This window comes from Gardnerella massiliensis (assembly GCF_003408845.1).
In the GTDB taxonomy this organism is placed as follows: Bacteria; Actinomycetota; Actinomycetes; order Actinomycetales; family Bifidobacteriaceae; genus Bifidobacterium; species Bifidobacterium vaginale_H.
The window spans coordinates 168,565-189,672 of sequence record NZ_LRTV01000006.1 but is presented as its reverse complement, the minus strand read 5'-3'; the positions used below and the strand labels follow the sequence as shown (position 1 = coordinate 189,672).

Below are 21,108 nucleotides of genomic sequence, written 5' to 3'. Positions count from 1 at the left end.
CTCACTCCTTCGTTTCCGTTGCGGCAGGAGCCTCAGCAGCTGCAGCTTCAGCTGGCTTTTCAGCCTGTGCTTCAGCAGCCTTCTGCTGGTTAGCAGGACGTGCGCCACGACGTGGACGACGATCGCCACGACGGCCTTCACGCTTACCCTGCTGAGCCTGCTGCTCTTCAAACTCACGCTCGGTCATATCACCCTTGTAAATCCAGACCTTTACGCCAATACGGCCGTAAGTGGTCTTGGCTTCAAAGAAGCCATAATCAATCAGGGCACGAAGGGTCTGCAGTGGAACGCGACCCTCACGATAGAACTCAGAACGGCTCATTTCGGCGCCACCAAGACGACCGGAGAGCTTAATACGGATACCCTTGGCACCTGCACGCATTGCGTCCTGCTGTGCCTTACGCATAGCGCGACGGAATGTAACGCGGTTTGTCAACTGTTCCGCAATTCCCTGAGCAACCAACTGAGCGTCAAGTGCAGCATTCTTCACCTCAAAGATGTTGAGCTGTACTTGCTTGCCTGTGAGCTTCTCGAGCTTTGCGCGAACGCGCTCAGCTTCAGCGCCACGACGACCGATAATAATACCCGGACGAGCGGTGTGAATATCGACGCGCACGCGATCACGAGTACGCTCGATAACGATGCGAGATACGCCAGCACGCTCGAGGTCATGGCTCATTTCCTTGCGAATCTTGTCATCCTCAAGGACGAAGTCACGATAACGCTCGCCAGCCTTGCTGGAGTCGGAGAACCACTTAGAACGATGATTCTCAGTGATGCCCAGGCGATAGCCGAAAGGATTGATCTTCTGACCCATCTTTAGCGGGCTCCTTCCTTAAGCGAGACGATAACAGTGATATGGCTGGTGCGCTTGTTAATGCGCGCAGCGCGACCTTGTGCACGAGCGCGGAAACGCTTAAGCGTTACACCCTCATCCACGTAGGTTTCCTTGATGACCAAGTCCTGCTCACGGAATGGTTCACCGGCTTTTTCAGCCTTTACGCGAGCGTTAGCAATCGCGCTTTCGAGAACCTTACGCACCGGCAATGATGCGTCCTGAGGAGCAAACTTCAAAATGGTAATAGCTTCGCTTGCACGCTTGCCTCGGATGAGGTCGACCATGCGGCGAGCCTTGCGCGGCGTCACGCGGACGTGACGAGCGATTGCTTTAGCTTCCATGTGTCCTAACTCTCCTTTAGCGGCGTGCCTTTTTGTCGTCCTTCACATGACCCTTGAAGGTCTTGGTCGGGGCGAACTCACCGAGCTTATGACCAACCATGGCTTCGGTAACGAATACCGGCACATGCTTGCGGCCATCATGTACAGCAAAGGTATGTCCAATAAAATCAGGAGTGATCATCGAACGACGCGACCACGTCTTGATGACGTTGTGCGTACCCTTGTCGTTTTGCTCGTCGACTTTCTTCTGCAAGTGGGCGTCGACGAAAGGGCCCTTCTTGATGCTACGAGTCATCTATTCGACACTCCCTTACTTGCGGTTCTTACCATTCGGGCGACGACGAACAATCATCTTGTTCGAAGCCTTCTTTGGACGACGTGTACGAACTTCGCCCTTGCCCCATGGAGAAACTGGCGGCTTGCCACCACGGGTACGACCACCATGTGGATGGTCCACAGGGTTCATGGATTCGCCTCGGGTGATTGGCCTACGACCAAGCCAACGTGCGCGACCTGCCTTACCAAGCTCAATGTTGGCATGATCGGAATTACCAACCTCGCCAACTGTAGCGCGGCAACGAGCGTCCACGTTACGAATTTCGCCAGATGGCATACGCAACTGAGCGTAGGCACCATCCTTAGCGACGAGCTGAACGGCAGCACCAGCAGAACGAGCAATCTTTGCGCCACCAAGTGGACGAAGCTCAATTGCGTGAACCACAGTACCGGTTGGGATGTTCTTCAGAGGCAGGTTGTTACCTGGCTTAATATCAGCCTGAGCACCAGTCTCAATAACATCACCCTGGGCAATGCCTTCAGGAGCGATAATGTAACGCTTCTCACCATCTGCATAATGCAGCAGTGCGATGCGAGCGGAACGGTTAGGGTCGTACTCAATATGTGCGACCTTTGCTGGCACGCCATCCTTGTCCCAACGCTTAAAATCGATGAGACGGTACTGACGCTTGTGACCGCCGCCGCGATGGCGAGAAGTCATGCGGCCGTAAGAGTTACGACCACCAGTCTTGCTGAGTTTGCGTACCAATGACTTTTCAGGCGTGGAGCGCGTGATCTCGGCAAAATCCGAAACCGATGCGTTGCGACGGCCTGCAGTCGTCGGCTTATAAACGCGGATAGCCATAATATAGTATTCCTTTACTTTTCTCGGCTAGCCTTCAGTTACCAAAGATGTCAATCGTCTGACCTTCAGCCACGGTGACAATAGCGCGCTTCTGGTTCACACGACGGCCGAAACCGGTGCGAGAGCGCTTCAACTTGCCAGCGCGGTTCAGGGTGTTAACGTTTGTCACCTTGACCTTGAAGATTTCTTCGATAGCCTGCTTGATCTGAACCTTGTTCGCATCTGGAGCCACTACGAAAGTGTACTGGCCACGATCAGAAGCGGCATAGCTCTTTTCAGAAACAACCGGCTTAAGAATTACGTCATGTGCTGGGTTATGGACTGCGACCATTGAAATCAGGCCTCCTTAACGACAGGCTCGGTCTTAGCAGCAACGAAGGCGTCAAAGCCTTCCTTGGAGAAGACGACGTACTGAGCTGTAACAACATCGTAGGTGTTGAGCTGATCAGCGAAGATCACATGCACCGTTGGAATGTTGCGTACAGACATCCACTCATTGATGTTCTCACGAGAGAGCACCACAGTAGTGAACTGGTTCTTGGTCACAGGAGTAAGCGCTGCAACAGCTGCCTTGGTGGATGGAACATCCTTAATACCAAAGTCAACAACAGCGATACGTCCAGCATTTGCACGATCCGAAAGAACGTAACGAAGAGCAGCTGCCTTCATCTTCTTCGGGGTGCGCTGATCGTACTTGCGAGGAACTGGACCGTGAACAACGCCACCATGTACCCACTGTGGAGCACGAATGGAACCCTGGCGAGCACGACCGGTGCCCTTCTGCTTCCATGGCTTCTTACCGCCGCCGGAAACATTAGCACGATTCTTCACAGCATGAGTGCCCTGGCGAGCAGCAGCAAGCTGAGCGATGACGACCTGATGAACCAGTGGGCCGTGAGCCAAAATGTCTTCGTTGGAGATGCCGAAAATTTCAGCAGGAGCTTCAACGGTACCGTTGGCATTGCCCTTAGTATCAGTGACGTTCAGAGTTACGTTTGCCATAATTATCAGGCTCCCTTCACTGCCGAACGGACGAGAACGATTGCGCCCTTAGGACCTGGAATAGCGCCCTTAATAGCGAGAATGCCGTTCTCGACATCCGAAGAAACGATGGTGAGGTTGAGCGCGGTGGAAGTCACATGACCCATGCGACCAGCCATACGCTTGCCCTTCAAAATGCGGCTTGGAGTTGCGCAAGCGCCCACAGAACCTGGGCGGCGTTCGTTCTTGTGCGAGCCGTGAGTACGACGATAGGACTTAAAGCCCCAACGCTTAATGGTGCCAGCAAAGCCCTTACCCTTGGTAGTGCCCGTGACATCTACTTCAGAACCCTCAGCGAACAATTCAGCAGTCAATTCCTGACCTGGCTGATACTCTGCTGCGTTCTCCGTGCGCACCTCAGCGAGGTGACGACGAGGAGTAACACCAGCCTTAGCAAAATGACCAGCCAATGGCTTAGTCACCTTGGTAGGATCAATCTGGCCATAACCGAGCTGTACGGCGCAATAGCCGTCAGTTTCTACGGTCTTTACAGCGGTTACAACGTTGGTAGCAACCTCAACCAGAGTTACGGGGACGAACAAGCCGTTTTCATCCCAAACCTGCGACATACCCAGCTTGCGGCCGAGCAAAGCAGTGCGATTCTTATTCTGCGACATTAGATTCTCCCCCTTCCTACAGCTTGATCTCGATGTTTACATCCGCAGGCAGGTCAATGTGCATCAAAGAATCCACAGCCTTTGGCGTTGGATCTACGATGTCAATGAGGCGCTTATGAGTGCGCATCTCGAAATGCTCGCGAGAATCCTTATACTTGTGAGGAGAACGAATAACAACAAACACGTTCTTCTCGGTCGGCAGAGGAACCGGGCCCACTACAGTAGCACCCGCGTTCGTCACCGTCTCGACGATTTTTTTCGCCGATTGGTCGATGACCTCATGGTCATAGGACTTAAGCCTGATGCGGATTTTCTGTCCCGCCATTGCCGTCCGCCCTTTCTAGCGATTCGTTTACTGTTTACCAACCTGAATTCAAGGACACCGGCGAGAATAGACACTCAAGGTCATTCCACATCAGTGCGCAGCATCAAAAATTCTTCCGTTTGAAAAAATTTTCGCTTCCGCGCTCGCTTTTTTTGATTCAATATGCGAGCCTTAAAACAGGCAACTAAGTAATTAAACCATCAACCTTCGATTATTAAAAACCGGGCGTGTCGGTTAAAGTGTCGACTATTAATCGACTATTTTCCAATAAAAAATGGCAGAAACTACAGTTAGTGCAGCTTCTGCCATTATTAACTAAATATGCAAAACTTACTTTGCTTCACGTTCCATACGCAAACGATGACCTTCTTCTTGAGAAACACCGTAGTATGCAGCGATGGCAATATCCTTCATATCCTCAATCTGTGGAATACGAGGATTTGCAGGAGCGCACTGATCTTCATAAGCGCGCATGCCGATATTGTCAAGTATCGACCAGTAGTACTCTTCATCTACGCCACAAGCCTTAAACGAAGCATCCATTCCGAGCTTTTCGTTTCGATACTCTTCAACAGCGCGCGCAAGATTCTCGACGCCTTCTTCAGGAGTCTTACCTGGATCAACGCCAAGATTCTTAGCAATCTCCTGATACCTTTCAAGCGCAACGTAATGATTATACTTTGGCCAGCTAGTTGGCTCTTGTGGAATCTGACCATTGTAACGAATAACGTAAGGCAACAGAATTGCGTTCGTATGACCGTGTACAACATGGCACAAAGCACCAATAGTATGGGCCATAGCGTGGCACATGCCGAGGAATGCGGAGCCAAAAGCCATACCTGCCATAGTAGCTGCGTTGTGCATTTTTTCTTTCGCTTCAATCTTGCGCTGAGAATCTTCCGAATTTACAGAATCGTTCAGATTTTCCCAAATAAGCTTTGAAGCGTGAAGTGCCATTGCATCCGTGAAATCATTTGCGTAAACAGATACGTAAGCTTCCATAGCGTGCGTTAACGCATCAAAACCAGAGTCGCAAGCCAAACGGCGAGGCTGCGTACGAGCAAGCACAGGATCGACGATTGCAACGGATGGGGTTAAAGCGTAATCCGTAATAGGATACTTGTAGCCAGTCTTGTGGTCGGTAATAACGGCGTAAGGCGTAACTTCAGAGCCGGTTCCGGAAGAAGTTGGTATGCAAACGAGCTTAGCTTTGTTTCCAAGAGGCGGAATCTTAAATGCACGCTTACGAATATCGAAGAACTTTTCGCGCAAATCCGCGAAAGAAATCTCCGGATGCTCATACATAAGCCACATAATCTTCGAAGCGTCCATTGGAGAACCGCCGCCGACAGCAATAATCGTGTCTGGCTGGAATTCGTCACGCATCATTGCAGCACCGCGCTCAACCGTTTCAACGCTTGGCTCAGGCTCAACGTAATCAATAATACGGAAAGTAACGCGATTATCTCGAGCGCGAAGCTGGTCAATAATCTTATCGACTACGCCAAGTTGCTCCATAACCTTATCGCACACAATAACTGCGCGCTCAACACCGTACATATCCTTCAAATAACGAATAGCATTCGGCTCAAAATAAGTTTTAGCCGGAATCTTGAACCATTGCATATTATTATTCCTTCGTGCGATGCGCTTAATATTGAGAAGATTTACAGCCTGTACGTTGCCAGAAACAGAATTTCCGCCATAAGATCCACATCCAAGCGTCAGTGACGGAGCAATCGCATTGTAAATATCACCGACGCCACCAAGAGATCCTGGGGAATTCCAAATAATTCGGCAAGCGTGCATGCGAACACCGTACTCACGAACAAGATCCTGATTATTCGTGTGGATTACCGCAGTATGTCCAGCTCCATGCACGAGCATTTGCTCACACATCTTAAAGCCTTGTTCCTTATTTTCTGCGCGAAGCATGGCATGTACAGGAGCGAGCTTTTCCATAGTAAGCGGCTCCATTTCGCCAACTTCCTTGCACTCAGCAATTAAAATCACAGCGTCTTCTGGAATTTCAAAGCCAGCTTCGTGCGCAATATATTGCGGAGACCTACCAGGAACAACGGAATTTAGCTTCGGAGTTTGCCCAGAATATGATGTGCAGCCAAACATATACTGCTCAAGCTTTGCTTTTTCGTCGGCGTTAACAACGTAAGCCTTACGACGCTTCAATTCCTTAAGCAGCGGATCATACACATCTTTATTCGCAATAATTGCCTGCTCAGTTGCGCAAATCATTCCGTAATCAAAATGCTTTGAAAGAATCAAATCGTTTGCAGCGCGCGAAATATCGACATCGCTGTCGACGTAGGCAGGTGCGTTTCCTGCGCCGACGCCAAGTGCTGGTTTTCCGGAAGAATATGCAGCTTTAACCATGCCAGGTCCGCCGGTTGCAAGAATTGTTGCAATCTTAGGATGCTTCATTAAAGCGCCGGTAGCGGCAATAGAAGGATGCTCAATCCACTGAATACAATCTTTAGGAGCGCCGGCAGCTATAGCTGCATCGCGAACAACTCGAGCGGCTTCAGAAGAACACTTTTGAGCGAAAGGATGGAATCCGAAAATAATTGGGCAGCGAGTTTTCAGTGCAATAAGTGACTTGAAGATTGCGGTTGAAGTTGGGTTCGTAACCGGAGTTACGCCAGCTACGATACCGACAGGCTCAGCAATTTCGTCAATTCCGAGAACGTCATCTTCTCGAATAATTCCAACTGTTTTCTGTCCAGCCAAGTAATGCGTAATATGTTCGCACGCGAAAATGTTTTTAGTTGCTTTATCTTCAACAAGTCCGCGTCCAGTTTCGTCAACTGCCATTTTTGCAAGCACTAAATGCTTATTCAGTGCTGCAACAGACGCTTTAGCAACAATATGATCAATTTGCTGCTGATTAAGCTTTTCAAATTCATCTAAGGCCTTTGACGCTTTTTCAACAAGTTGATCAACCTCTTGCTGCGCTGCCAATTCAACATCGTCAACGGTCTTCGACTCTGTTTCGGCTTTTTTCTGTGCCTCAACCATGAGTGGTCCTCCTTGATCTTCACTAACGGCATTAATAGCGGCATTAATATCAGTACTAATAGCAAATATTTTTTGCCTATTGCTATTCACAGTAATTTTGTGATACAAGTCACAATTTAGCCGATTTGCTGTACTTTTGCATCTTTGCAGCGAGTTGCGCTTTTATGAGCGAGCTTTATGCTATATTGTTCGTTATTTGTGTTTATTTGTAATTATTTATGTGCGATTATCGTGTAAATTTTCTAGAATGTTCGATTCGACAGTAACTTACACACTATTTGTAACATTTACCGTTGTTGCCATTTTATAGTTGTCGCCATTTATAGTTGTCGCCATTTGCAATTGGCAGTATTTACGGTTGGTATAAAAAATGGCCCCTGACCAAAGCCAGAAGCCATTTGTAAAATATAAATTCTGCGAAACTTAACGCTTCGAGAACTGAGGTGCACGACGTGCCTTGTGCAAACCTGCCTTCTTGCGTTCCACGACGCGAGCGTCGCGAGTAAGCAAGCCAGCTTTCTTCAAAGCAGCACGGTTTGCATCGTGATCGATAGCATTCAAAGCACGAGCCACGCCCAAACGAATAGCGCCAGCCTGACCGGTGGTACCGCCGCCGTCCACGAGAACGACAACGTCAAACTTGCCTTCAAGCTTGAGCAACACGATTGGAGAATTTACTTCGCGCTGCAATAAGCGGGATGGGAAGTACTCTTCCAAAGTGCGACCATTAATAGTCCACTTGCCAGAGCCTGGAACCAAACGCACGCGAGCCACGGCTTCCTTACGACGACCAGTGCCGTAGCCTGGCTCGATTGCGGAAGTGCCGGTACCAGCACCAGCGTTAGTTTCAGTGGTGTAGCTAGTCAGTTCTTCTTCGTTTTCAAGAACCGCGGAGTTGTTATTTTCTGCCATAATCTATTCTCCTTGATCTCACTTAGCCTGCTGAGAGACCTGAGCGATCTCGAAGACCTGTGGCTTCTGCGAAGTGTGCGGATGCTCAGCGCCAGTGAACACACGAAGGCGATCGAGCTGCACCTTAGCAAGACGATTCTTTGGAAGCATACCCTTGACGGCAGCCATGATGATGTGCTTTGGATTCTTCTCCAAAAGCTCTGCATAGCTGTCACGACGAAGGCCACCTGGACGACCAGAGTGGGAATACAGTTCCTTGCTCAACTTGTTGCCGGTCAAAGCAATCTTTTCTGCGTTAATAATAATAACGTGATTGCCAGAATCAGCGTGAGGAGCAAACGTTGGCTTATTCTTACCACGCAGCAAAATTGCTACCTGAGAGGCCAAACGACCAAGTACCACGTCAGTGGCATCGATGATGTACCAGTCATGAGTTAAATCTGCTGGTTTCGGTGTGAAAGTCTTCACAATCGTACCTTTTCTCTATTGTGTTTCGAGCGTTGCATTTTCTTGGTTTATAGAAAATACGTTACTCATAATCCGTGGGCTCCCTGAAAGTCCTCGATGGCGAGTGGGAAAAGCGCTTTGAAGGACCCCTTAGGGAAACACAACAATCTGCAAGTATATCGCGAAGTTACGACTACTTGCAAGTGTCTATTGTTATATAAGGCTGAGACGACATGCGCGCATATCGCAAAACATTTAATATACGAAACGTAATACCAAATGCAATACGATATGCGCAACAAATCATCGCATACTCGTCATATTGTTAGGCGTTCATAATCGCAGCCAACGATTGCACGCGCGGCAAATCAAACATATTGTCCAAAGATACTGGATTGCCGTCATCGTCAGCTAACGGAATACGCCAATTAGGATATTCGTCATTCGTTCCAGGCTGGTTCTGCGCGCGGCACTCACCAACGGCGTCCACCAAAGAAGCAGCCAACAAACGTGAAGGAGCATCCTTCAAAGCGCGATGCAATGCTTCAACAATCTCCTGAGTATGAGCTTCTTCATCCTCAAGCAACTGCGCATCTAAATACTTGCTCTTAACTAACATACGCAGCATAGCGCGATGTTCAGCTTCAGCGCCAGCACGGAATTCTTCCACGGAGCCGGTGAGCAAATGCAAGCGTTCACGAATATTCACATGTTCGTAGCGCAAATAACCTGCAGCAGGAGGCATATCGTGCGTATTTACCGAAGCAAGCGTCATTTCGCGCCATTTATCTGGAGTACGGAACTCACCATCTAGCACTTCAAACCATTCAACAGTGCAGCCAAGCACAGCCTTCTTACGCAACACGTCAATAGCATTTGCTGGAAGCACACCAAGATCTTCACCTACTACAACACCGTGAGCACGAGTGGCCTCAATAGCCAAAATGCCAAGCATAATATCAGCATCGTAGTAAACGTAAGCACCACCGCTCGGAGCCGAACCTTCTGGAATCCACCACAAGCGGAAAAGCCCCAGAATGTGATCAATTCGCACAGCACCAGCAGATGCAAACATGCCATGAACCATATCCCTGTAAGTGCGGAAACCAGTGCGCTCGAGTTCAAACGGGTGCAAAGGAGGCTGAGACCAATCCTGGCCCTGCTGGTTAAAGTAATCAGGCGGCGCACCAACGGTAGCTCCATTAGCAAAACGCTCCGGATTCCACCAAACTTCAGAGCCTGCTGGATGCACGCCAACAGCCATATCAGACATAATGCCAATTTTCATACCAGCTTCGCGCGCAGCAACCTGAGCGTCATGCAACTGAGAGAAAGCAACCCACTCAAGCCAACGATAAAACTCAAGCGTATCCGGGAAACGCTCAGCCAACTCACGCACCTGATCCGAATCCTTAGTAAGTGTACGCTCCCAGCAATTATTGCCCTTTGGAGCACCCCACTTGTCGTAGCACAAGCACCACGTTGCGTACGACTCAAGTCGATCGCCCATTTCCTGCTTGAATAACTCGAACTCTTGAGCACGATCTTGTGACATACCCGCTTTAAAAATCAGCCACAGCGCACGCATTTTAACGCGCCACATGGAATCACGATCAATAATTTGCGCATCGCTATTCAACGGCTCTACTTGACCATGCAAATTATCAATTTCTCCGCGCGTAGCATCGTCCAAAGTCGCGTATTCAGGAATATTTTCTGGATGAATATACGTCATATTCACCATACCGCGCGCAACAGGAAGATATGGAGAAGGCGTAAGAGGAGCTACCGGCTCGCCAGCGTGCATTGGATTAATAAGAACAAAATCAGCGCCAGTCTTCTGCTTAGCTTCAGTAAGAAGCGTAGCCAAATCGGCAAAATCTCCAACTCCCCACGACTTAGAGGAACGAATGGAGTAAAGCTGAGCCATCCATCCCCAAAGTTGCTCACCATTAGCTTCAAGAGAATTTAATGTATCAATGCTTTCTGGAGCGCTAATAAGAGTTGCTTCTTCAGAACACTCACCAACAGTCACACGCAACGTATGGTAACCCATAGGAACGTCCGCAGGAATCTTTACCAATGAAGTTGCCACAAACTTACCATTCACCGGGTAAGCTACATCGTGTTCATTAGGAACAATAACTAAATCACCGTTATATTTTTCGCCATTTTCCAACGTCAATGTCGCTACTGGATACTCAAGAATACCAGTGTTTACAGTAACTTCGTCACACTGACCTACGGTATGTAAAACGGTTGGCGCAATAATACGACCGTGACGATAAGCCAAAATATCTTGCGTGGACTTTTCTATTGCGTCCTCGCTAGAAGCATCCACACCTAAAGCGCCCAATACGGACACTAAAACATTATCCTGAATTTCGTGTTCTTTATTATCGGAGCCAACATAACGCACGCCAACGCCCATTAATTCTGCTAACCGATGCAGTGGCGACGTCGCCGTTACTTCTTCTGTTGTATTGTTCATATTTTCCATCGTAATCTATTATTAAGTCACACATCGAAGGACTGCGAACTTTCGCATATTATGCGCAAATTCACCATTACTTTCGACATAAGCAATAAGATCAAAGATTCACTTCAAACGTATTGCTGACGATATTTTCATAGCTATCAACAGTTAATATACAGGTAACTATTCACGTGGGCAACGGCTGCGCGCCGCCAAAGCAACATCCTCCGCTTTATCGTTGCATAGAGCTTGCAAAATATTTTGTGGCACTCCAGGATTTAGCGCAACCGCCCTACGCACCATAGTTGCTAATACGGTTGGCGCGTTTTCTTCTACACTAACTCCAAGAGATGCAAGATATTTCAAAGTTTCCCCACCTACACCCTCGCATTGAGCGCCTTCTAAACGCATCTTCCACGATGCTTTTGGATTACACAAAGCCGCATCGCGAACTTTAGGGCAAGAATCTTTAGTAAGTCTTCCAACAAGCCAATTTTTAGCATCGTGATTTTCTGCAACAGCTAAACGCACATCGTCGGATGCGTCTTCTGAAAGCTTAACTAATATATTTGGGAATGGCATTGAAGTAGCTAAGTAGATTCGGTCTTCTTCCGGAGTATTCGCATTACCAGCAACAGCTTCAAGAAGAGAAGTTGCTCGAGAAAAAGCGGCTTGATCGGAACGTTCCGGCAAGTTTCTGCGAGCAAATTCGTGAAGTTCTGCGGAATCCTGACTATGACGCAAATGCTCATAAACAGCAGTTAGCGGCTCATAATCCGTATCCTGATTGCAATCAGCATGGTTAGTATCACACATGGAATCACCTTGATATTTTTTCACCACGCGTTTACTACGCGCCATCAAGCACGGACTTTGTTCACCTTTCCGTCTTCTCGAGGCACAATGCTGCCAGAAAAAGAATTTTGCACCATCCGCAGAAATTCTTCAGATTGCAGCACAGGCACAGCAATAGTAAGACAAATATCCGCACCGTACGTTTCAGAATCAACAACGCCTTCTATTGTAGACACAATATGCTGCAACATGCGCAACTGCTGGTATTTAAGCGTACAGACAAAGCGAATACAAGGAATAATATCAACAATATCTGCAGCCGAAACAGCCATACTCGCAGCTCTAGCATACGCTCGCGTTAAGCCACCAGAACCTAATAATATTCCACCGAAGTAACGCGTCACCGTCACCACGCAATCGGTTAACTCTGCAGCACGAAGCACATCAAGTATCGGCTTACCGGCTGTACCAGAAGGTTCCCCGTCATCACTCATGCGCTCGCATAACTGAGCCCCTGTTGAACCGCATATTGCAGCATAAGCAACATGCCGCGCTTTTGGATGCACATCCCTTACCGACTGCGTAAATTCGATAGCCTCATCAAGCGTTTCAATATGGCAGATATTGCCAATGAATTCTGACTTTTTCTCAATAAAAGAATCACAAGCCGACGCCGCAGCAAGTTGACGGACTGTATGCAGTAGATTGCAAGAATCAGGCACTAGCGCTTAAGCCTTTTCGTAGCGCAACAAACGATCGACGATATTGTCAATATCTTCTACCGTTTCTTTTGTGCACTCTTCGTTACCAACTTTTGCAGCATGATGTACTTGACGGCTAATATGTTCACGAGCGGTGACAACTGCCAACGAGTGGAGAGCGGCAGTCGCTGCGGAAAGCTGCATAAGCACGTCTTGACAAGATGCATCGTTTTGAATCATGGTATTGATTGCAGTAAGCTGCCCTTGTACTCGATGCAAGCGAACTAGCAGCTTGTTCTTGTCAATATCATATTCGTCCATCGTATACTCCATATCTAAACTTTACTCTGCAAACGTTAGACATCATCACCCAAACTCTTGTATATATGCTAACGCTGCATGTCAATATTATGCACCAATATACAGCATTTTACAAAAAATTTGACGCGAAACTGTATTTTTTCCTGCAAAAATACTATAAGTTAACGCGTCAAATTCTTTTATTCAGCAATTATGCAATTTTTTATACATGCCTACGACGCATTGCCGGGAGGCTGTTATTGCCTTCAAACGAGCGCTGGCGACCATGACGAGGAGTACCAGAAGTGCAGCGACCTAAAGTTATACCACCTGCGAGAGTAAGCAAAATCAGTGCGCACACCATTACTAACGTTGTGGTAGTACCGGTATCTGCGAGTGAAGCCGAAGTTGCGTTAGTTCTCTCGTAACCATTCCCTTCATCATCACTTTCATCACCGTCATAGCCTTCAGAGTAATTGCCATTAGCGTTGCTACCGGTATTGTCGTGATTGCTACGTTGGTCTTTACGATTTGTACCAGCATAAGCACCCTTGTAGTCACCTTCGTAACTACCCTTGGAAGCACCCTCGTAAGCATTGTTGCCACTGGTTTTAGCTCCAGGATACGTTTCCTTGTGCTGTAATTCATGCTGATTATTCGCAGTTTGCTGAATATTCTTGCCAGCAGAGGAATGTGTCGCAGTTGCGTTCGTACCAGCAGTTGCGTTCGTACCAGCAGTTGCGGAAGATGTAGCGTCATTCTTAGTTGCCGCATGCGGATTGCTGCCATCTGTAGAAACACCACGAGCAGCAGTTGCTATACGAGTATTGCTGGAACCAGTGGCACTTGCTTTACCAGCATTATCAGCGCCAACTGCAGCATTACCAGCATTGCCATGAGAAGCGTTGTTCACACCCGAAGTTGAATCAGCTTTTGTTGCAGACGCGCTACTTGCTGCAGCCGGGCTAATATTAGACGCAGCAGCACTACCGTTGCTTGCACCAACAGCACCCGCTACAGGAGAAGGATTAACTCCCCCACCAGGCGTGGTATTATGCTGCTTCACCGGTTGTGACGTATTAGAGTAAGCAGAAGATACGGCGGAATACAGTTTTATCTGTTCTCCCAAAGCATGCAACGCATCCAATACTTCTTTTACGGTAGAGGCAACATGATTATTCACACTCACCAAATCTTGATTACTCGTGTTTACTACTCCCATTACGGATGGGTCATCATGTGTTGACGTATCACCAGAGTGAGGAGCAATTTTTTTACCGGAACCAGACGTACCTGCAGAACTAGACGCACCACTATTTTGCTGATTGTTTACTACAGTATTGCCGTCGGCAGTAGTTTCGACAGACGGCATGGCACTGGTACCCCCAGGATTATGCTCACCATGAGTGGTGGTAGTAGTAGTACCGTTCGTTGCAGTATTACCTGTATTACCCGTATTCGTTGTTCCGCTTGCTGTGTTCGAGTTACCGCCAGCCTGAGAAGCGCCACCAGTTTGAGAAGCACCGCCAGCCTGAGTAGAACCACCAGCCTGAGAAGCGCCACCAGCCTGAGTAGTACCGCCAGATTGAGTAGTACCACCAGTTGCAGTGCCAGTATGCGTATCAACCGAAGTACCTCCACCGGCACCAGTATTCGGCGTTGTACCACCGTGAGTTGTTCCAGACGCAGGAGTTACCACAGTAGGATTATGAGGATCACTTGTGGAATTACCAGCCGTACCATTGAATACGCCACCAGCAGCGCCACCAGTTACACCACCAGTTACGCCACCAGCCGCTCCTGCAACATTCCCATTAGTTGTACCACCATTTGCAGCTCCATGGTTATTATTATTTTCACCTTGCGTTGTATTACCAGAATTACTGTTACCAGAATTGCCGTTATTACCAGAGCCATTTGTCTGTTCCACTTTTGGTGGATTAGTCTTCGGCTGTTCATGAGCAGGAGGATCAGTCTTAGGAACATCTGTCTTAGGCGGATTACCCTGAGGTACATCTACCTTAGGAGGATCAGCCTTCGGCACATCTACTGATACATTCACTTCACCAGTACTTCTGTACCACGTCTTCTTTGTTGAACGCACCAAATCCTTACCGCTAGACGAGTAGAATCTTTCAGCTTGAGGAGCTTCAAAAGAAACCCGTATACGCGCATTGCCATTCCCCGTGGCAGTCCACGGTATATCTACTGGAGCCTCCGTTGATTTTTCTACGTAAAAATCTCCATTATCAAATTTTATAAAATCGCTTGAAGAACTTACACGCATAGGGAAGCCTTCTATTGGCGATCCGTCATCGTTAAGCAGTTTGACATGAAGCACGCCAGCACGCTTAGCATCAGTATATTCATTGGTGATTTTTGCTTTCATTGGCGTTTTTCTTTTGGCGTCTTTCCACAATACATCAGCAGTCTTATACAGCTGCCCAATAGTGCCTACATTGACATTAAAACCATTTTCCAGATCTTTATACCATTTTGACCTTTCTACATCAATATTTTGATGAATATCGAAAGCAATAGCTGCTTGTACTATATCTGCAAAATCGTCTGAAAATCTTTGAATAAGCGTTGCAGCAAAACGATATTCTTTGTCATCAACGCTTCTCCAGTCACCTTTACCATCCCAGGCAACACCGGATTCAATGCAATATGTTACGTTTCCAGGTTCCCACGTATACGGTCCAAGATGAGTAGAACCGGTATGTGGACTGCTATAGTTGAATCCTGGCGTTGTATCACCTATTGCCATTTGCGCACAACACAACGCAGGAACGACAACAAGCGAAGCCAATAATGCAGTAATAGTTTTGGCACTTTTTCGCTTTAAGACACTGAACTTCTCATAAACGAAATGCCCGTTATTATGTTTCCCCCAAGGTTTTTTCATAATAATCTCCTTAACCCAACCCTTCATATAATCTCGCAGATTCGTAAGCAACTTTGTAACTATCGAACAGATCCTTCTCAACTGCTACTTCTTGCAAAAATTTGCTTAATCTGTCATAAGCGTTCTTTTATAAACGCTTATATCATCACTATCGTCGCTAATAAATCAAACGTAAATATTTTTTTGACAATGTGGTTAAAAGGTAATAGTTGTGCACAATTCCACAAATTTTCGTACGTAACTTGACACAAATGGAAGATCGGGTTATTTGGATTATTCCCCGGGTTATTCCCCAAAATCAGACAACAAAAAAAGCTCCGAACCATTGAAACAACAGCTCGGAGCAGAACGCGGAGTCAGAGAGATTCGAACTCTCGAGCCGCTTACGCGACTAACACCTTAGCAGGGTGCCCCTATCGGCCACTCAGGCATGACTCCAATTAATCACCGTACATAACAGCAACAGATTGACACTATAGCACCTCTTGAGGACTGTAAACAAGCCCAACGACACACTTACCTTACAAAATACAAAAAGCAACCACCGCACATTGTTTTAGTACACACCTACACAGGATTATGATCACCCGAAAATGTAACAACCACAGCACACATAACAAGTATTATTCCAACAATATCCGTCCACGTAGGAATCTCACCAAACCCCATGCCAATAACAACCGCAATCGCAGGATACAGAGCCTGCATAACAGAATATTTTGCGGAAGTAACGCGCTTTAATAAAACTTGGTCCAGCAAAGTCGGGAAGAAAGAAGCACACACTGCGATCACCAACATTAACGCAAGTAAAGCAAAGGAACCGCCCGGGCGAGCAGCCCATGTAGCTTCCGGTTTAGGCGAAATAACGTGCTGCACTGCAGGAACAGCAAGGACACTAGATTGCAAAAGCCAACCGATAAGCGCTGCAATGCTTACACGATCGATAGCATGCGAACTTTTTGCAATCATGCGTCCGGAAACAATATACACTCCCCACATTGAACCGCCAACAAGAATAGCGCATAAACCAATGAGAAAATGCGGACTTACAGAACTGTGCATAGAAGCACTAGCCAACACAATAATGCCGCAAACCGCAATCAACATACCAACTCGCTCACGCCACTCATGTCCTGTAATAACCGCCACAAGCAAAGGGCCAATAAATTCTATAGTTACAGCCACACCCACCGGCATGCAGCTGATTGCCACATAAAACATGGTATTCATAGCAACTAAAGAAATTCCAACCGCAACAACAACAGCCCATTCGCGCAAAGTTTTCGGCAAAAAGCTACGTTTCGTATGCGAAAACGGCCTGCGCCAAGCCAATAACAGCAGCGTCATAAAACCAACGCGATACCACACTGCATACAGTGGATCAAGCTGGCTAAACGCCACTTTAGCCACAGATGTAGCCGTGTACACCATCGCAGCTTCAATAACAATGATCAGCAGCACAGGCATACGGTGTAAAAGATTGACAACGAATTGCTTCATAGCAACAACCCTACATTACAATAGCGTCGAAAATACGCTTTTTCGCAAAAACCTTAATCTTTTTTTCTTTATAAAATCGAACGTTTGTTCTATTATAAATTTATGAGCACAGCACCACGAGTACAAGCAGCAAAACGTGATTGGGGGCACGACACCTCTGGTTGCGCCATGCTGCACGTTGATATGGATGCGTTTTATGCTTCTTTAGAGGTTGCCAGACACCCGGAGCTTAAAGGTAAACCGATTATTATTGGCACCGGTAATCGTGCTGTCGTTTCCGCAGCAAGCTACGAAGCACGCACATACGGAGTCAATTCTGCTATGCCCATTGTTAAAGCGCGAAGTCTTTGTCCGCAAGGAATTTTCTTACCAGTTGACATGCGTTACTATTTAAGCGTTTCCCACAGTATTTTTGAAGAAATTTTTTTGCGTATTACTGACCAGGTTGAAAAAGTTTCCGTTGACGAGTGCTATATAGATGTGCAATCAGCTTTATTACAATGGAAATCGCCCGTAAATATTGGAGCTTGGATACGAAAAGAAGTATTTGAAAAATATCATATTACGTGCTCGGTTGGCATTGCCAGCAATAAGCTTATTGCAAAAATGGCTTCAACAAACGCAAAACCTAATGGTATGCTTCTTATTCCGCGAGAATGTAACGAAAATTTTGTATCAATAATGCCTTTGCGCGCAATACCAGGAATTGGTCCGTCCTTAATTCACAAGTTTGACACTTGGGGATTGTCTACAATTACATCACTTAAAAATGTTGACGAAACCACACTTATTCGCATAACGGGCTCTAAATCTTGCGCGCGCATGGTACATCAATCCATCAGAGGCATAGATGAACGCATTGTAATTCCGAATGCTCCGGAAAAATCTATTGGCACTGAACAAACCCTCGATACTGACACAACAGATGAACACATTGTGCAACAATTGCTGCAACAATGCTGCAGAGAAGTAACTCAACAATTACGAAAACGTAAGCTTATGGCACGTACGATAACGCTAAAGTTGCGTTTTAGCGATCTTCATTACGTTACTAAATCTTCCACCTTGCGAAATGCAACTGATTCAACGCATGAGTTTTACCAGCATGCTGTTACTTTGCTTACTAAAGCTAATCCAACAGTGCACAATTACGCACTTGGCGGAAAAGGTACGAGATTGCTTAGCCCAGTACGTTTAGCCGGCATTACAGCGAATAATCTCGTTTCTGCAGACCAGGCTTCGCTGCAACCTTCGCTCAACGATATTCTGGAGGAAAATACGCGCGAATCTGCAAATCCTACGCTTAAAAATAACACCGCAACTATGAATAAAAATACTAGATTACGTCACGCTGAGCACGCTTTGGACGCTGTTCGCAAAAAATACGGCAACGACGCTGCTCACCTTGGGGTATAGCAATTCTAGTTGCACGAATATTAGTGTGGTGAGATTTGAGATTTTTCTCACTGAGTGAGGACACCGCTCAGGCAGGTTGTTGCGGAGGCAACGCTGCAACGCGAGCCTCATCCCATCCGGAAGCTCCGGCATCTGTAGCTCCACCTAAATCGCCAAGCTTATCGAAATAATCAACCGCAGCGTCACGATACCATTCCCAACCTTCTGGCAAGTCATCCTCGTAAAAAATGGCTTCAACCGGGCACGCTGGTTCACAAGCTCCACAATCCACGCATTCGTTCGGATTGATATAAAGCGTTCGATCGCCTTCATAAATGCAGTCCACAGGGCATTCATCAACACACGCTTTATCTTTCACATCGACGCACGGCTCTGCTATTACGTATGGCACAATGCCCTCCTTTCTGCTTTTACGTAACTTTTCTATTATAGAACATTTTTAGAAAGTCCATAACAAAAGAAGTCGGCACGCGATTACTCCCGTATGCCGACTTCTTGATTACTTAAATTATTATTAATTTTGATTATTGATTTTGTTTGCTAATTTTATTTAGCTTGCGTAGGTGTAGCAACAGCTGCAGCCGCTACTTCAGCTTCAGCTTCTGCACGAGCCTGTTCTTCAGTTTCACCCTCTGCAACCTTTTCAGCTGCAGCAGCATCTTGAGCAAACAAAGTTTCAACCGGAACACCCAGCTTCTTGGCTTTACGCAACTGCCTTCCAAGCAGAGAGTTGCGGTAAGAGTAACCGAAGTACACCGCAAAACCGATTGCCAGCCACACTGCAAAACGAATCCACGTCAAGACAGACAAGTTAAGCATGAGCCAGAATGTGGAAAGTGCTGCGAACAACGGAAGCCACGGATTACCCGGAACGCTGAACGAACGGTGCAAATCAGGCCTACGCATACGCATAATCGGAACGCCTGCAGAAACAAGCAGGAATGCAGAAAGCGTACCAATGTTAACCATGTCGGAAAGAATACCAATATCGAGAGTGGAAGCAACAACTGCCACAACAATACCGGAAACAATCTGAAGCCTTGCAGGAATACCACGCTTGCTCACCTTGGAGAAGCTACGAGGAAGCAAACCATCGCGGCTAACAGCGAAGATAATTCGCGTAAGACCGAGCAAAAGCACCATCACAACGGTTGTTAAACCAATAACAATGCCGAGAGAAATAATCTTTGCAGCCCAAGTTGCACCCACGAGTTCGAAGCTTGTGGAAAGCGAAGGAGCTGACTGCTTAGCCAAATCCTTGTAAGAAACCATACCGGTGGTCACAACTGCAACGAGGATGTAAAGAACAGTCACAATCAACAGACCAAGGCCGATACCGCGCGGAATGTTCTTATGAGGATCCTTAGTTTCCTCGGCGGTAGTAGCAACCACGTCGAAGCCAATGAATGCGAAGAACACCAAAGCGGCACCGGAAAGAATACCGGTTACGCCGTAAACCGCAGGCTGCATACCGGTCATCCACTGCCACAGAGGCTGGCTCATAACGCCAGAAACTTCCATTCCTTTTACGCTAGCAACATCAGTTGCAGGTGGCACGAATGGCGTAAAGTTGGAAGCCTTGATGTAGAAGAAGCCCACAACTACCACAAACAAAACAATACCAATCTTCAAGATTGTTAAAGCACCGTCGAAACGTGCAGAAAGCTTGGTTCCAATTACCAACATCGTAGTGAAGAATGCAACGATTACAATTGGTGCCACATCAATAGGGAAACCGGCGACCGTAAATGTTGTGGTCATATTTAGACCAAACAAGTGCATTAAGTCGTTCAAATAAACGCCCCAATACTTTGCGATAACCGATCCAGCCATCAGCATTTCCAGAATCATATCCCAACCGATAATCCAAGCGATAAGCTCTCCAACGGTGGTGTATGTGAATGTATAAGCAGATCCGGCAACTGGAATCATTGAAGCAAATTCTGCATAGCACATTGCAGCAGAACCACACACAATTCCAGCAATAATAAAGCTAATAATTACAGCAGGTCCGGCATGGAATGCTGCAGCCTGAGCGCCAACCGAGAAAATACCAGCGCCAACAGCAACGGCAACACCCATAACTGCCAAATCCCAAGAATTTAATGTACGTTTAAGATGGCGATCACCATCCATCGTCTCTGCAATAGTCTGTTCAACAGACTTTTTTCTCCATATTTCCATAAGAAACGCACTTTCGTTGAGGTACAGATATAAAGGTATTAGACGCAATGAAAACGCATCAGCAGCTTCTGCGAAACAGTGCGACAATATCCATGTAAAATTTTTTGTTTATTGCCATAAACAAAGTGTTTTA

At 46.9% G+C, this 21,108-nt stretch carries 20 protein-coding genes and 1 tRNA gene; 1 reads left to right on the top strand and 20 read right to left on the bottom strand.

All coding sequences use genetic code 11. The features are described from left to right. Position 1: 1 nt before the first annotated feature. From rpsC to AXE77_RS03995, 18 genes are all read right to left on the bottom strand, one after another. Positions 2-817: a 30S ribosomal protein S3 gene (gene rpsC, locus AXE77_RS04085; protein WP_116712249.1), complete on the bottom strand. Its 816-nt coding sequence runs from the start codon at positions 815-817 to the stop codon at positions 2-4. Positions 818-819: 2 nt separating this feature from the next. Continuing rightward, positions 820-1,179, bottom strand: coding sequence for a 50S ribosomal protein L22 (gene rplV, locus AXE77_RS04080; protein WP_004105510.1), 360 nt, complete (start codon positions 1,177-1,179; stop codon positions 820-822). A gap of 16 nt (positions 1,180-1,195) precedes the next feature. Then, on the bottom strand, positions 1,196-1,474 hold the full coding sequence (gene rpsS, locus AXE77_RS04075; RefSeq protein ID WP_004114357.1) for a 30S ribosomal protein S19: 279 nt from the start codon (positions 1,472-1,474) through the stop codon (positions 1,196-1,198). Between the two features lie 15 nt (positions 1,475-1,489). Next, positions 1,490-2,320: a 50S ribosomal protein L2 gene (rplB, locus tag AXE77_RS04070; protein WP_116712248.1), complete on the bottom strand. Its 831-nt coding sequence runs from the start codon at positions 2,318-2,320 to the stop codon at positions 1,490-1,492. A 34-nt stretch (positions 2,321-2,354) separates the two neighbouring features. Further along, on the bottom strand, positions 2,355-2,651 hold the full coding sequence (gene rplW, locus AXE77_RS04065) for a 50S ribosomal protein L23 (RefSeq protein WP_004105515.1): 297 nt from the start codon (positions 2,649-2,651) through the stop codon (positions 2,355-2,357). Between the two features lie 5 nt (positions 2,652-2,656). Next, positions 2,657-3,322 (bottom strand): 50S ribosomal protein L4, encoded by a 666-nt coding sequence (rplD, locus tag AXE77_RS04060; RefSeq protein ID WP_116712247.1) that lies wholly within the window; start codon positions 3,320-3,322, stop codon positions 2,657-2,659. Positions 3,323-3,327: 5 nt separating this feature from the next. After that, entirely contained in the window at positions 3,328-3,978 is a 651-nt protein-coding gene (gene rplC / locus AXE77_RS04055; RefSeq protein ID WP_116712246.1) for a 50S ribosomal protein L3, read from the bottom strand. 16 nt (positions 3,979-3,994) lie between these two features. After that, entirely contained in the window at positions 3,995-4,303 is a 309-nt protein-coding gene (rpsJ, locus tag AXE77_RS04050) for a 30S ribosomal protein S10 (protein ID WP_003808013.1), read from the bottom strand. Positions 4,304-4,633: 330 nt separating this feature from the next. Next, a complete protein-coding gene (gene adhE / locus AXE77_RS04045) occupies positions 4,634-7,336 on the bottom strand; it encodes a bifunctional acetaldehyde-CoA/alcohol dehydrogenase (RefSeq protein ID WP_116712245.1) in 2,703 nt (900 codons plus the stop codon). A gap of 423 nt (positions 7,337-7,759) precedes the next feature. Beyond that, a complete protein-coding gene (gene rpsI, locus AXE77_RS04035; RefSeq protein ID WP_116712244.1) occupies positions 7,760-8,248 on the bottom strand; it encodes a 30S ribosomal protein S9 in 489 nt (162 codons plus the stop codon). A gap of 18 nt (positions 8,249-8,266) precedes the next feature. Beyond that, complete coding sequence (rplM, locus tag AXE77_RS04030) at positions 8,267-8,716, bottom strand: 50S ribosomal protein L13 (protein WP_116712243.1); 450 nt, start codon at positions 8,714-8,716, stop codon at positions 8,267-8,269. Positions 8,717-9,020: 304 nt separating this feature from the next. Continuing rightward, positions 9,021-11,186, bottom strand: a complete 2,166-nt coding sequence (malQ, locus tag AXE77_RS04025; RefSeq protein ID WP_165846057.1) for a 4-alpha-glucanotransferase — start codon at positions 11,184-11,186, stop codon at positions 9,021-9,023. Positions 11,187-11,354: 168 nt separating this feature from the next. Beyond that, positions 11,355-11,987: an AbrB family transcriptional regulator gene (locus AXE77_RS04020; protein ID WP_116712299.1), complete on the bottom strand. Its 633-nt coding sequence runs from the start codon at positions 11,985-11,987 to the stop codon at positions 11,355-11,357. A 44-nt stretch (positions 11,988-12,031) separates the two neighbouring features. Beyond that, a complete protein-coding gene (locus tag AXE77_RS04015) occupies positions 12,032-12,688 on the bottom strand; it encodes an IMPACT family protein (protein ID WP_116712241.1) in 657 nt (218 codons plus the stop codon). A 6-nt stretch (positions 12,689-12,694) separates the two neighbouring features. Further along, positions 12,695-12,988 carry a metal-sensitive transcriptional regulator gene (locus AXE77_RS04010; protein WP_116712240.1) on the bottom strand — a complete coding sequence of 98 codons (294 nt, stop codon included), beginning with the start codon at positions 12,986-12,988 and terminating at the stop codon, positions 12,695-12,697. 202 nt (positions 12,989-13,190) lie between these two features. Next, on the bottom strand, positions 13,191-15,875 hold the full coding sequence (locus AXE77_RS04005) for a hypothetical protein (protein ID WP_116712239.1): 2,685 nt from the start codon (positions 15,873-15,875) through the stop codon (positions 13,191-13,193). Positions 15,876-16,226: 351 nt separating this feature from the next. Beyond that, positions 16,227-16,313: transfer RNA gene (locus AXE77_RS04000), tRNA-Ser, on the bottom strand. A gap of 129 nt (positions 16,314-16,442) precedes the next feature. Next, positions 16,443-17,375 (bottom strand): EamA family transporter, encoded by a 933-nt coding sequence (locus AXE77_RS03995; RefSeq protein ID WP_116712238.1) that lies wholly within the window; start codon positions 17,373-17,375, stop codon positions 16,443-16,445. A 102-nt stretch (positions 17,376-17,477) separates the two neighbouring features. Here AXE77_RS03995 and dinB point away from each other — a divergent pair, with 102 nt between their 5' ends. Next, the gene (gene dinB, locus AXE77_RS03990) at positions 17,478-18,791 is read left to right on the top strand and encodes a DNA polymerase IV (RefSeq protein ID WP_165846056.1); all 1,314 of its coding nucleotides are present in this window, start codon (positions 17,478-17,480) and stop codon (positions 18,789-18,791) included. A 67-nt stretch (positions 18,792-18,858) separates the two neighbouring features. Here the strand turns inward: dinB and fdxA are convergent, their stop codons facing one another. Together fdxA and AXE77_RS03980 are read right to left on the bottom strand one after the other, a co-directional pair. Further along, a complete protein-coding gene (gene fdxA, locus AXE77_RS03985) occupies positions 18,859-19,182 on the bottom strand; it encodes a ferredoxin (protein ID WP_116712237.1) in 324 nt (107 codons plus the stop codon). Between the two features lie 155 nt (positions 19,183-19,337). Then, on the bottom strand, positions 19,338-20,975 hold the full coding sequence (locus AXE77_RS03980) for an APC family permease (protein ID WP_116712236.1): 1,638 nt from the start codon (positions 20,973-20,975) through the stop codon (positions 19,338-19,340). Positions 20,976-21,108 lie beyond the last annotated feature (133 nt).